The organism is Streptomyces rapamycinicus NRRL 5491 (genome assembly GCF_024298965.1).
GTDB lineage: Bacteria > Actinomycetota > Actinomycetes > Streptomycetales > Streptomycetaceae > Streptomyces > Streptomyces rapamycinicus.
Genome location: NZ_CP085193.1, coordinates 2267360 through 2280049 on the forward strand (window position 1 = coordinate 2267360; position 12690 = coordinate 2280049).

The 12690-nt window shown below is 70.6% G+C and carries 11 protein-coding genes and 1 pseudogene; 5 read left to right on the forward strand and 7 right to left on the reverse strand.

Annotation, left to right across the window (positions count from 1 at the left end; translation table 11 throughout):
• Positions 1 to 51: 51 nt before the first annotated feature.
• Positions 52 to 1209, reverse strand: a complete 1158-nt coding sequence (locus tag LIV37_RS09250; RefSeq protein WP_020866846.1) for a prephenate dehydrogenase — start codon at positions 1207 to 1209, stop codon at positions 52 to 54.
• Between the two features lie 180 nt (positions 1210 to 1389).
• Here LIV37_RS09250 and hppD point away from each other — a divergent pair, with 180 nt between their 5' ends.
• Both hppD and LIV37_RS09260 read left to right on the forward strand, forming a co-directional pair.
• Positions 1390 to 2511, forward strand: coding sequence for a 4-hydroxyphenylpyruvate dioxygenase (hppD, locus tag LIV37_RS09255; protein ID WP_121826144.1), 1122 nt, complete (start codon positions 1390 to 1392; stop codon positions 2509 to 2511).
• Positions 2495 to 3637 carry an alpha-hydroxy acid oxidase gene (locus LIV37_RS09260; RefSeq protein ID WP_020866848.1) on the forward strand — a complete coding sequence of 381 codons (1143 nt, stop codon included), beginning with the start codon at positions 2495 to 2497 and terminating at the stop codon, positions 3635 to 3637. The genes hppD and LIV37_RS09260 overlap by 17 nt, the downstream gene beginning before the upstream one ends.
• 215 nt (positions 3638 to 3852) lie before the next feature.
• Here the strand turns inward: LIV37_RS09260 and LIV37_RS09265 are convergent.
• Positions 3853 to 4038, reverse strand: a pseudogene (locus LIV37_RS09265) (substrate-binding domain-containing protein); the annotation flags it as partial.
• Positions 4039 to 4387: 349 nt separating this feature from the next.
• On the opposite strand from LIV37_RS09265, the gene LIV37_RS09270 reads away from it, so the two are divergent.
• Positions 4388 to 4969: an APC family permease gene (locus LIV37_RS09270; protein ID WP_020866850.1), complete on the forward strand. Its 582-nt coding sequence runs from the start codon at positions 4388 to 4390 to the stop codon at positions 4967 to 4969.
• A gap of 212 nt (positions 4970 to 5181) precedes the next feature.
• On the opposite strand, the gene LIV37_RS09275 is transcribed toward LIV37_RS09270, so the two are convergent.
• Positions 5182 to 6147 carry a ParB/RepB/Spo0J family partition protein gene (locus LIV37_RS09275; RefSeq protein WP_020866851.1) on the reverse strand — a complete coding sequence of 322 codons (966 nt, stop codon included), beginning with the start codon at positions 6145 to 6147 and terminating at the stop codon, positions 5182 to 5184.
• A 530-nt stretch (positions 6148 to 6677) separates the two neighbouring features.
• A complete protein-coding gene (locus tag LIV37_RS09280; protein ID WP_020866852.1) occupies positions 6678 to 7280 on the reverse strand; it encodes an LmbU family transcriptional regulator in 603 nt (200 codons plus the stop codon).
• A gap of 216 nt (positions 7281 to 7496) precedes the next feature.
• Between LIV37_RS09280 and LIV37_RS09285 the strand changes: the two genes are divergently transcribed.
• Positions 7497 to 7790 (forward strand): DNA gyrase inhibitor YacG, encoded by a 294-nt coding sequence (locus tag LIV37_RS09285; RefSeq protein ID WP_020866853.1) that lies wholly within the window; start codon positions 7497 to 7499, stop codon positions 7788 to 7790.
• On the opposite strand, the gene LIV37_RS09290 is transcribed toward LIV37_RS09285, so the two are convergent.
• Positions 7780 to 8823, reverse strand: a complete 1044-nt coding sequence (locus tag LIV37_RS09290) for an LLM class flavin-dependent oxidoreductase (RefSeq protein ID WP_020866854.1) — start codon at positions 8821 to 8823, stop codon at positions 7780 to 7782. The genes LIV37_RS09285 and LIV37_RS09290 overlap by 11 nt on opposite strands.
• Positions 8824 to 8874: 51 nt before the next feature.
• A complete protein-coding gene (locus LIV37_RS09295) occupies positions 8875 to 10218 on the reverse strand; it encodes an MFS transporter (RefSeq protein WP_020866855.1) in 1344 nt (447 codons plus the stop codon).
• Positions 10219 to 10449: 231 nt separating this feature from the next.
• Here LIV37_RS09295 and LIV37_RS09300 point away from each other — a divergent pair, with 231 nt between their 5' ends.
• Positions 10450 to 11646 carry an IS110 family RNA-guided transposase gene (locus LIV37_RS09300; protein WP_167525894.1) on the forward strand — a complete coding sequence of 399 codons (1197 nt, stop codon included), beginning with the start codon at positions 10450 to 10452 and terminating at the stop codon, positions 11644 to 11646.
• A 335-nt stretch (positions 11647 to 11981) separates the two neighbouring features.
• On the opposite strand, the gene LIV37_RS09305 is transcribed toward LIV37_RS09300, so the two are convergent.
• Complete coding sequence (locus tag LIV37_RS09305) at positions 11982 to 12653, reverse strand: TetR/AcrR family transcriptional regulator (protein WP_020866856.1); 672 nt, start codon at positions 12651 to 12653, stop codon at positions 11982 to 11984.
• Between the last annotated feature and the right edge of the window lie 37 nt (positions 12654 to 12690).

Here is a 12690-nt window from a genome sequence, read left to right on the forward strand (position 1 = left end):
AATTGCTCGAACCGCGCACTTGGACGGGCTTGTCGACAGCCTTGTGCGGCGCTATCCCACGGGCATCGATTCAGCCGGGGCCCGGTCCCATCCGTCGGCGCCCAGCTTGGCCCCGATCCGCTCGGCGTCGGCCGTGGGAACGGGCACGCGCACCCGCAGCCCGCTCTCCTCCGCGGCCTCCACCGCGACGTCGTCCACGGCGATGCCGAGCGCCGCGACGGCTCCCAGCAGCCGGGCCAGCTCCCCCGGACGGTCCGGAACCAGGATCCGCAGGCCCGCCTCGGCCACGGGCGGGCCGGCGCCAGGGCGCGGCAGCCCGGCGAGCCCGGCCACGCCCCGGGCCAGCAGGTCCTCCAGGGTCCGTACGCCCTGGTCATGGCCTCCGCCGTGGTCCTCGGCGAACCCGTCCTCCTCGGCGAACCCACCTCCCCGGGCGAACCCGTCCCCCTCGGCGAGCACGTCGAGCGCCGCCGCCACCCGGGCCAGATCGGCCCGCAGCTCCTTCACCACCCCGGCCATGGCTGACGCGTTGGACCGCAGGATGTCGCTCCACAGCCGGGGGTCCCCGGCGGCGATCCGGGTCACATCGCGCAGCCCCTGACCGGCCAGCAGCGGCACCCCGGCCGGGCCGTCGCGCAGCCGGGCGGCCATCACGCTGGCCAGCAGATGCGGTACGTGCGAGGTGAGCGCCACCACCTCGTCATGCTCCCGGCCGCGCATGACCACCGGGGCGGCGCCGCACAACTCCGCGAGCTCCAGGCCACGGTCGAGGGCGGCGCGCGAGGTCAGCCGGTGCGGCGTCAGCGCCCAGGGCCGCCCCCGGAACAGCTCGGCCCGCGCCGCCAGCGGCCCCGATCGCTCCCGGCCGGCCAGCGGATGGCCGCCGACGTAGCGGGAGGGCTCGGGGGCACGGGCGAGCACGGCGCGCTCCGGGCCGGCCTTCACGCTCGCCACATCGGTGTAGGCGCGGGCCAGACCGCGTTCCTGGGCCGCGATCAGCACCTCGGCGATCCGGCTCGGCGGCACCGCGAGCACGGCCAGGTCGACCGGCCCCGGCGGGTCCTCCGCCCGTCCCGCGCCGAGTGCGGCGGCGGTCCTGGCGGCGGCCCGGTCCCGGTCGGAGAGATACACCGACACGCCCTGCCCCGCGGCGGCGAGCGCGACCGACGTACCGATGAGGCCGGTGCCGATGACAGCCATCGTCTGCATCACAAGACATCACCCGTCCAGGAGGACCGCGACCCGGAAACACAAAACACGGCACAGCTTATGGAGGAGGCCCGGCGTCCACGAGTTCCGTTAACCGCCGGAATGGCGCCGATGGCTGGACGCGCTTATCGCCGCCTAGAGTTCTGCGGGCTCGGTTTTCTTCCGCACATGGGGGCCTTCATGAGGAATTCATCAAAAGCCGCGGAGCCGCTCGCGGATCTCGCCATCGACTATGTCGAGTTGTATGTGGAGAACCTGGATTCGAGCGCGTTCCAGTGGGTCGACCGGTATGCGTTCGCCATCGTCGGCAGCGGCGGTTCCGCGGACCACCGCAGCCTGGCGCTGCGGCACGGGGAGATCACGCTGGTGCTCACCCAGGCGACCTCCGACCGCCACCCCGCCTCGGCGTATGTACTCAGCCACGGCGATGGCGTGGCGGACATCGCGCTGCGCACCGCCGATGTGCGGGCGGCCTTCGAGGCGGCGGTGGCGAACGGCGCCGGTGTCCACCGGCAACCGGCCCGGCACACCGGTGACGGCCCGTCCGTCACCGCCGCGGTGCACGGCTTCGGGGACGTGGTCCACACCCTGGTCCAGCGCGCGCCGGACGCGGGCCCCGGGCTGCCCGCGGGTTTCGTCCCGGCGGACGGCCAGGAGCGGCCCGACGGGCCGGGCGGCGAGGTGGGTCCGGCCGAGGTGGGTCTGCTCGGCATCGACCACATCGCGGTCTGTCTCGGCACCGGCGGCCTCGGCCCGGCCGTCGCGTACTACAAGCAGGCACTGGGCTTCCGGGACGTCTTCGCGGAGCACATCGTCGTGGGCGCCCAGGCGATGCACTCGAAGGTCGTACAGAGCCCGTCCGGCACCGTCACGCTCACGCTCATCGAGCCCGACGACACGGCCCTGCCGGGGCAGATCGACGAGTTCCTGAAGAGCCACCAGGGCTCGGGCGTGCAGCACCTGGCCTTCTCCTCGCACGACGCCGTCGGGTCCGTGCGCGCCCTGTCCGACCGTGGCGTCACCTTTCTCACCACGCCCGACGCCTACTACGACCTGCTGGGTGAGCGGATCGACCTCAGCCCGCGGCGCCTGGCCGATCTGCGCGCCACCGGGGTGCTCGCGGACGAGGACCACGACGGGCAGCTGTTCCAGATCTTCACGGCCTCCACCCACCCGCGGCACACCCTCTTCTACGAGGTCATCGAGCGGCAGGGCGCCCAGACCTTCGGCAGCGCGAACATCAAGGCGCTGTACGAGGCCGTGGAGCTGGAGAGGACCGGGCAGCGTGACTTCCGGCGCTGACCGCACCGTTCGCGGTACGGCCGGGGCGGACGCGGCCGGGGCCGACGCTGACGCCGTCGACGGTGTCGAGTGCCTGGCCGACCTCGAGCGCGCCGCCGCTGCCGTCCTGCCGCCCGGCGTCCGGGACTTCGTGGCGGGCGGCAGCGGTGACGAGCTGACGCTGGCCGCCAACCGCGCGGCGTTCGACCGTACCTTCCTCGTGCCCCGGGTGCTGCGGGACGTCTCGCGGTGCACGACGGACGCCACGCTGCTCGGCCGCCCGGCGGCGCTGCCGCTGGCGGTGGCCCCGGTGGCGTATCACCGGCTGGTGAGCGAGGACGGTGAGCTGGCCACCGCCCGGGCGGCGAAGACCGCGGGGGTGCCGTTCGCGGTCTCCACGCTGAGCAGTGTGCCGATCGAGGAGATCACCGCGGTCGGCGGGGCGGTCTGGTTCCAGCTGTACTGGCTGCGCGACGGGGCCCGGACGCTGGAGCTCGCCCGCCGGGCGGAGGACGCGGGCTGTGAGGCGCTCATGCTCACCGTGGACGTGCCGTGGATGGGCCGCCGGCTGCGGGACATCCGCAATCGGTTCACGCTCCCGGCCGAGGTGCGGGCCGCCAACATCGACGCGGGCGGAACGGCACACATCCGGCCCGCCGGTGCCTCGGCCGTGGCCGCGCACACCAGCGAGGCGTTCTCCCCGGCGCTGACCTGGGCCACGGTGGACCGGCTCCGGGAACACACGCGGCTGCCGCTGGTGCTCAAGGGCGTCCTGGCACGCGAGGACGCGCTGCGCGCCGCCGAGTCCGGCGTCGACGCGCTGGTCGTCTCCAACCACGGCGGCCGTCAGCTCGACGGCGCCGTGCCGGGATTGGACGCGCTGGCCGATCTGGCGCCCGTGCTCGACGGCCGCTGCGAGCTGCTGCTCGACGGCGGCGTCCGCAGCGGTACGGACGTCCTCAGGGCCCTGGCCCTCGGCGCGGCCGGGGTGCTGGTGGGACGGCCGGTGATCTGGGGTCTGGCCGCGGCCGGTGAGGCGGGTGTGCGGCGGGTGTTCGAGCTGCTGGCCACCGAGCTGCGCATATCGCTGGGGCTGGCGGGCTGCGCCGATGTCACCGAGGCCGGGAGCCTGCGCACCGTACGGTGAGCGGCATCGGGCGATGCGAATCCGGCCAGGACGGGCCCCTCGCCCTGGCCGGATCGCCGTGTCGGCATATGGGTTCGGCGGGAGTGTCCAACCAGGGATCCCCGCTGGTTGGACGGGCCCGGGCGGGGTGGCCGCGGTCGGGAGGGAGCCGGACCCGTACTGGCGCGGATCACCAGCTCGGGGTCGAACAGCAGCTCACCGGTGGGCACATCCCGATTGCTGACCAGGGCCAGCACCGTACGGCCGACTTCCAGCGCGAGCCGGTCGGCGGGCTGACGCACCGTGGTGAGCGGAGGGTCCACGAACTCGGTGATCATCGTTCCGTCGTACCCCACCACCGAGATGTCCTCGGGCACCGAGCAGCCCTGGCGCCGCACCCCGCGGATGGCGCCGAGCGCCATGTAGTCACTCGCCGCGACGATCGCGGTGGCACCGAGCCCGAGCAGGGGGTGGCTGCCGGCTGACCGCCCTCGACGGTGTACGACGGCACCACCTCCTCCGCCCTCGCCCACACCTCCGGAGACGCCGTCTACACCTGGGGGCCCGATTCCCCGGCAAGCACGGCCGGATCACCGTCGACGGGAAGAAGCACACGGTGCGAACCAGGCCTTCCTCGTCTGCACCCTCGCCGCGACGGGTGTCTTCGCCCACGCGTTCCTGCACGCCCTCGGTGTGACGTCCACGGGCCCCTCGCCACCAGTCGTTCGACCTGTCGGTGTCACACCCGGCGCCGCCACCTACGGCGCCGTGATGACCGCGACGGTCTTCGCCTTTCTGTCCTGGGCCGGGTTCGAGGCATGCGCGTCCCTGGGCGAGGAGACCGACGACCCCCGGCGCAACATCCCGCGTGCCCTGGCGGGCAGTGTGTTGCTCACCGGTGTTCTCTACATCCTGATGATGTTCGTCCAGACCATCGGCTTCGGCACCGACGACAAGGGGGTGAGCGAGTTCGCCGGTACGGAGTCAGCGCTGGTGACGCTCTCCGACAGCTACATGGGCACCTGGTTCTCGCTCGTCGTCGCCTTCACCGCGGTGGCCTCCGCCTTCGCCGCCGCGCCGTCCTCCTCCGCCGCGGCGTCCCGCATGGTGTTCGCCCTGGCACGCGACGGCTTCGGTCCGCCGGCGCTCAGCCGGTCCGATCCCGGCACCGGCGCCCCCACCAGGGCCCTGTGGCTGTGCGGCGGTGTGGGAATCACCTTCACCCTGGTCATGTACGGCGTGGGCACCTCCGCGTTCGACACCTACTACTGGTACGCGACCATCGGAGTGCTGTGCGTCCTGGTGGTCTACGCCCTCGCCGGATTCGGCGTGATTCCGCGGCCTGGTGCCTGACCGGCGTCGCCATCATCCTCCTGGCTCCCTCGCTCGCACGGCGCATCGGCACCCGCCTCACCAGTGAGCTGCACGGGGACACCGCCGTCGGGCCTGAACCGTGCCCGACGGCCGAGGGGCGGCCCGGAAGGACCGCCCCCGACGCGCCACCGGCCAACTACGCCCCCACCGATGTCGCTGACCAGGCCGGATAGCGAAACGCCGCTGGAGTGCTAGGCGAGCTGGAGGTCCACCCGCACCGCGATCTCGTCCCACATCCCCGCGCATTCACGGGCGAGGCTGGCGACGATGCCGCTGCAGTGCGGCGGCACGTTCGCGATGATCTCCTGCCACTCCTCCGCGCTGAGCATGTTGATGTTGAGCAGCCGGAGCAGCCTGCGGCCCGTTTCGTTGAACCGCAGGGCGGGGTCCGAGGTGAGGCGGTGCACGGCCGCGAGGCGGTCGGCCATCGGGACCACCTCGGCGGTGGCCGCGCCCGCCGTGGACCGGCTCAGCGCCTCGGTCCGCCGGCCCCCGGCCTTCGCCGTGCCGCGCGCCTTCGGAAGGGGGTCCTCGCCCCTGCTCATACGGTTCCTGACGTCCCGTGCGGTCTCCGGGGAGATGCCCGCGGCCCGGGCGATCTGGCGCAGCGACAGACCTGGGTTCGCCGTGATCAGCCTGCTCGCCAGTTCGCGCCCGGCGGCGCTGTTGATGGGACGGACCCGGCCGTCCTGGCCGATCCGGCTGCCACTGGCCGTCTCCTCGGCCGATGTCCGACGCCGGATCTCCGCGACGGTACCCGCCGAGATACCGGAGACCGACGCGATCATGCGGTCCGACCACTGGGGGTGCGACACGATGATGCGCGCGGCCGCGGACTTCCGGTCCGCCATCGACAGCGGCAGGCCATGGGTGATGTTGGAGCCGACGGCCAGGACGAACGCGTCGGCCTTGCTGCCGTCGAAGAACTTGACGCTGATCTTCTCGGCGCCGCGGAGCTCCGCGGCCCGTAGCCGGTGGGCACCGTCGACCACCCGCATCGTGGACCGGTGAACGATGATGGGCGGTAAGGTGACTTCCGTCTCCGCCAGCGCTTGGATGTGCTCCGGGTCCTCCCCTGAACTCCGCGGTGACTCCGCCGTCGAAATCGACGCGATGTCGACTTCGACGACCACTTCCTCAAGTTGCTGCTCGAACATCGCCAACCCCCCGCTCCAAGGCGAGCTCGCCTCGAAAGGAATTTCTATCCGGGGGGCGGCAGGCACACTTTGCACACCACTTCGAAGATCGCCGATCGTGGCCGATCAATATCGACCACCCCCCGTTGCCCCACTTCGCGAAATCGCGAAAGGCCGTTCAATCTTTCGACGCAGACTCTAACAGCGGTCAGGCGGTTTGACACCCCGTATCCGCGCGCGGCGCGCCGCGGTTACTCAACTAGAACTCATGGTTTCGGATCGGGCGATCACCAGCGGGAGCCATGGCGTTCTGTACGTGCTCACTGATACCAGCGGGACGATACGCGTCACATGAGGTGAATGCGGCTCCGTTCAGCCACTCACCTGGCCTTTCGCGTTCGTTCCCGGAGCCCTGGAGGGTGCATGAAATGCTTTCATGGGGCATGCGGGAACGCCAAATCGGGGGAATCGCGAGAATGTCGCTCGGGAATCCATGCGGCGTCCCGCCGGCGGGACAGAAAGCATTGGCTAGAGGTTCTACGGAGCGCTGTTTACGCCCCCAGGGCAGGCGGGTCGGCGGCGGGTCCGGGAATATGCGGGACCGGGTCGTCGGCCGCCTCGTCCAGCATTTGAACGATCCAATCCATAAGCCCGAGACCGGCGATCTCCGCCGCGCGCTCCCAGCGGATTCTGCGCTCGGCGACCACGTTCACCTGTACAACGCCCGGCTCCTGTGCGGCTTCCGGCGACTGACGCCGCATCCGTATCTGCCGGCGTAACGCATTGCGGGTCCAGCCGCCCTCCTCGGCCCGGGTCAGCCACTCGTCCTGCTCGGCCTCGGGGAGGGCGGCCACTTCCGCGTGGTGCTGAAAGCTCAGCTTGCCCCGCCGCCTGCCCGGCTCGAACTTGCGTGCCACCCAGGCGTAGTTGCGCAGCGTCTGATAGTCGAGCGAGGTCTGCTTCAGCGCCTGGCGGTAGCGGTCGGGGTAGTGCTCCTGGCCGAAGATGAGCCAATCGCCCAGCCACCACGTGGAGGAGTCGGCGATGACGTGGATCTGCTGGCCGAGGTGGCGCCACTCGGACAGCGGCAGATCGGGAGGGAGTGACAATCCCGTTCGCCGGGTGGTCGTCCGCCCGTTCGCGGGGATGGACATCGTGCACACCTCACCTGCCCTCGTCTTCGGCGGCCTCATCCTCCACAGCGGGGGGTTTCGGCGAGGTTTCATCGCACCTGGCCGGTTTCCACCGGCCGAGAACCACGTGACACACGGGCAACGGCGGAGGGCGTTACGGTTCCGAAACCCACGCACCGATCTACTGGGCGGATGGACGCGGAATCAGTCTCACCGCGAGCCGGCAGAGGAGGCTACATGGACACCGCAGCCCGGCGGTGTGCCGAATGCGGCGCCGAGTTCACCTGGACCAGCAGGAACCCGACGCGCAGGTTCTGCGGCTCCAGATGCAAGACCCGGTGGTGGCGGGCCCACCGCCGCGGCACGGCCACCGCGGACACCGCGGACCGGCCGCACCACCGGTCGCAGGCGGCGCCGGTGCCCCCGCTCAGCACCGGCCATGAGTGCCCGAACTGCGGTCAGCACATCACCGTGCTCAACCTGATCGTCGCGTCCGACGGCGGTTCCGGCTCCGGTACGCTCACCGGCTGACGTCCGGCCGCAGGGCGGGCAGCACCGCGGAGCCGACGCTCTCGATCAGCTCGGTGGGCGGATCGTAGGAACCGACGTGCTGGAGGAACACATCGGTCACCCCGTCGGCGTGCAGCGCGATGAGCCGTTCGGCGATCTCCTTGGCGGTTCCGAAGAGGCAGAACTCCTGGGCGAAACGCAGGGCCGTCTCGTCGCTCACCCAGGCCGAGCAGATCTCGACGGCCGCGTCCCAGTCCTCGGCGTGGACGAGGTCCGGATAGACCCCCTCCACCCGCGCCGGGACGTCCAGTTCGATCCCGGCCAGGGCGAGGAAGGGCGCTCCGCCGTTCTGGGCGATCGACGCGCAGATCGGCTTGAGCAGCCGGGCATCGGCCGCCACGTCGTCGGTCACCGCGCAGAACGCCGAGACGGTCAGCGGGATCGCCTCCGTGGTGCGCCCCGCGGCCCCGGCGCCCTCCCGCACCCGGGCGGTGGCACTGGCGAGCGTCGTCCGCGAGACACCGCTGAGCAGGATGACACCATCGGCGATCTCCCCGGCGAGCCGCAGATTCCGGGGGCCGCTGGCGGCCACGTGGAGCGGTACGTCCGGATCCGGGTCCCGGAGCCGGGACCGTACGCCGTTGAAGTCACACTCCTGCCCCTGGAGAAGCGCCCGCAGGGTGGCGATCCCGGCGCGCAGCTCGGCCCCCGTACTGGAGCGCATGCCGATGGGGCCGACCGAGCTGTTGCCCACGCCGAGGCCGAGGGTGAACCGGCCGGGGGCCAGCTCGGCGACGCTGCGCGCGGCCGAGGCGACGACGGCCGGGTGCCGGGTGACGAGGTTGGTGACCGCGCTGCCCAGACCGATCCGTTCCGTGCCCAGCGCGGCGGCGGTCAGGGCCATGAACACATCCCGCCACAGCAGCTGGGAGTCGGGGAACCACACCTGGTCGAAGCCCAGTTCCTCCGCGCGCCGGGCGGTCCCGGCCAGCCGGTCCACCCGGTCGCACGGCGGTATGCGGACACCGACTCGTATCCCGCTCTTCTCGTTCACGCTCTCCTCCTGAGGGGTTGGTGTGAGTGCTTGGTACGGCACGACGCAGGCTCAACCCACCTGCGCGGTATCGCTGTCGGCCACCTGCGGAGCCGGAAGGCGCGGTGACTCCTCGGTGTCGTCCGCTTCCCGCAGGAACAGGCCCGCCACCACCGAGACGGCCGACATCGCGGCCATGTACACCGCGATGCCCACCCATCCGCCGGTGGTGTGCAGCAGATAGGTGGCGATGTCGGGAGAGAACGCGTTCCCGGCGATCAGCCCGACGGTGAAGCCGATCGACATGCCGGTGAACCTCAGCCGCGCCGGGAAGACCTGTGAGAAGTACGCCGGGACCACGCCGTAGTTGGCGGAGTAGCCGATGAACAGCAGGGTGAAGCCCAGCAGCATCAGCCCGTAACTCCGCGTCTGGAGCAGCGCCAGCCAGACGAACGGCAGCACGATCAGCGAGGCGGCCCCGGCGATGAAGACCCTGCGGTTTCCGAACCGGTCCGCCAGCTTTCCGGCGAGCGGCACGCAGACGATGATGACGAGGGTGGCCGGCAGCAGCACGGCGATCATGGCGTCCTTGTCCAGGTGCAGCCCGGTGCGGGCGTACTCCAGGCTGTAGACGGTCGCCAGTGTGAAGGCCACCCCGGCACTCAGAATGGCGGCGGCCATCAGCACGACCCGCCCACCGCACTCGCGGAACACCTCGACCACGGGCAGCCGGTCCACCGCGTTCCGCGCCTTGACCGCCTCGAACTCGGGGCTCTCCTCCAGACCGAGCCGCACGAACAGACCCACGCCGACGAGCACCGCGCTCAGCAGGAACGGAACCCGCCAGCCCCATGAGTGCAGCTGGTCGTCCGGAAGCTGGAGCACCCCGAGGAAGACGAGGTTGGCCAGGAGCAGCCCGGCCGAGGTCCCGGTATTGATCAGCGAGCCCCGGAACCCGCGTTTCTCACGCGCACCGTGTTCGATGGTCATCAGGACCGCCCCGCCGTATTCGCCACCGACGGAGAACCCCTGGGCGAGCCTGGCGACGATCAGCAGGACCGGCGCCGCGATCCCCACCTGACGGTAGGTGGGCAGCAGACCCACCGCGAAGGTGGCGATGCCCATCAGCCCCAATGTGGCCACCAGCGTGGACTTCCGGCCCAGGCGGTCGCCGAAGTGGCCGAACACCACCGCGCCGACCGGCCGGGCCAGGAAGCCGATGGCGAAGGTCGACAGCGAGAGCAGAGTGCCCGTCACCGGGTCCGAGGTGGGGAAGAAGAGCTTGGCGAACACCACGGACGAGGCCAGTCCGTAGATGGAGAAGTCGTAGTACTCGACGGTGGTGCCGATCCAGCCGGCGACCAGCGCTCTGGTGCTCTGGTCCCGGCCGGGTTCACGAACATCGGTTGCTGTCATGAGGGTCCTACCTTTCAAGGGTGGTTGCTCTGGTCATTCGTAAGATCGGAGGGCCCAGGGGTTCTGGGTATGGCTGGCATGTGGGCGCCGTTGGCAAGGCTCAAAGGACTTGGCCGCCCGGGACCCCGCGACGACTCGACCGCCAATTGGGAGACGCGACTCGATCGCTGCTGTAGGACAACGTCGGCGAGGTCGTCTGCGGGTGACATGTGAGACGGCGAGCTGGCGGAGGTGGCCGTGCCCGAGATCTGGGCCGGAGTGGACATCGGCAAGGAACACCACCACTGCGTGGTGATCAACGCGGACGGCGAACGGCTGCTGTCGCGCCGGGTCCTGAACGATGAGACCGAGTTGCTTCACCTCATCGGCGATGTCCTGGCGATATCCGCGGACGTGCTGTGGGCCGTCGATCTCAACCACGGCGGAGCTGCCCTGCTGATCTGCCTGCTCCTCAGCCACGATCAGCCGATGGCCTATCTGACCGGCCTGGCAGTCCACCGTGCCTCGGCCACCTACAAGGGCGAAGGCAAGACGGACGCGAAGGACGCCTTTGTCATCGCCGACCAGGCCCGCGTTCGCCGGGACCTCGGGCTGCTGAGGCCCGGTGACGAGATCGCTGTCGACCTGCGCACGCTGACCAACCGGCGCCTTGACGTGGTCTTCGACCGCACCCGGCAGATCAACCGGCTCCGCGCCCAACTGCTGGAGATCTTCCCCGCGTTGGAGCGGTCGCTGGACCTGGTCAATAAAGGCCCGGTGATGCTGCTGACCGGCTACCAGACCCCGGCCGCGATCCGCCGCGCCGGCGTCCAGCGGATCGAGACCTGGCTGAAGAACCGCAAGGTCCGCGGTGCCGCGGCGCTGGCGAAGACGGTTGTGGAGGCCGCCCGGGCCCAGATGACCGCACTGCCCGGCGAGAAGCTGGCGGCCGCCATGGTGGTCCGCCTCGCGAAGGGGGTGATGGCCCTTGATGAGGAGATCGTCGGGCTTGACGCCCTGATCGAGGCCACGTTTCGCGAGCATCCGCACGCCGAGGTGATCCGTAGCCTGCCCGGTATGGGCCCCAAGCTCGGCGCCGAATTCATCGCCGCGACCGGCGGTGACATGGACGCCTTCGGCAGCGCCGACCGCCTGGCCGGCTTCGCCGGCCTTGCCCCCAGGCCCCGTGACTCCGGCCGCGTCAGCGGCAACCTGCGCCGCCCCCGGCGCTACCACCGCGGACTGCTGCGGTCGATGTACCTCTCGGCGATGGTCAGCATCACGACATGCCCCGCGTCCAAGGCGTACTACCAGCGGAAGAGAAGCGAGGGTAAGGGCCACAAGCAGGCCCTGCTCGCGCTCGCCCGCCGCAGGCTCAACGTCCTGTGGGCGATGATCCGTGACGGACAGTGCTACCAAGGTTCACCTCCCGTCACGACTGCGGCTTGACATCACGATTGGGAAGTCCTTTGTCCTTCAGAAGCGGTCCGTGGGGACGGGAGAGGGACGAGAAAGGGACGGGCGGGGCGACGCCTAGGGGTGTCCGGCGGTACGCGTACGCCTGCGGCGGGGCTGCTCCCCTCCCCACCGGACACCGGGCCGAGGCAAGGTCGGCTCAGCGATCGCAAGTGGGTCGTACTATGTACCGTTCGCTGTATGACGTCAAGGTCGCTGACAACGGCGCCCTGAAGGGGCGCGGGGAACTGCGCGACCAGCCACGACGGCGCCGCAGACGATCGACGGCGTCTCGGGGCACTTCCAGCGGAGTGCTCAGGTGGCGCGGCTCAGTCGCCGGTGTGCCGCAGTACGCCGTCGATGAGGCAGTCGAGCCCGAAGAGGAACTGCTCGTCGCTGGGCAGCGTGGTCATCTCCTCGGCGAGCTCCACCATGTGGGGGAAGTCCTCACGTGGCAGGGTCCCGTAGAAGTGCCTGCGCTGACGCCGCAGCTCCTCGGCCTCGGGATGGTCGGCCTTGCCCCACGGGCGGGGCGCCTGATAGCTGGCGAAACCCAGGCTGTACTGCACGATCAGCCCGTAGACGCGCACCGCGTCCCGGTCTGCGAACCCCGCCTCGCGCAGCCTCCCGATGACCGCCTCGAACGCGCCCCGCATGGACCGCGGGCCGGTGCTCACCCGGGTGGAGAAGAGCCGCACGATGCTGGGGTGCTCCCGCATCATCTCGAGGAAGGCCAGCGCCAGGGCCCGCACGACCGCCTCGGGCGAGGTCTCCTCGGCGGTGGGCAGCCGGAAGTTTCCCATGACGTAGTCGGCGATCCCGTCGAGGATCTCCTCCTTGCCACGGAAGTAGCTGTAGAGCGTCATCGCGCCCACGCCGAGATCCGCGGCGAGCCGCCGGATCGTCAGTACGTCGATGTCCTCCTCGTCGCAGATCCGGGTGGCCACCTCGATGATCCGCTCAGCGGTGAGCGTCCTGCCACGCGACCGCTGACCCGCCACTGGGACTCTCCTCTTCGCACACCACCGGGGACCGGCG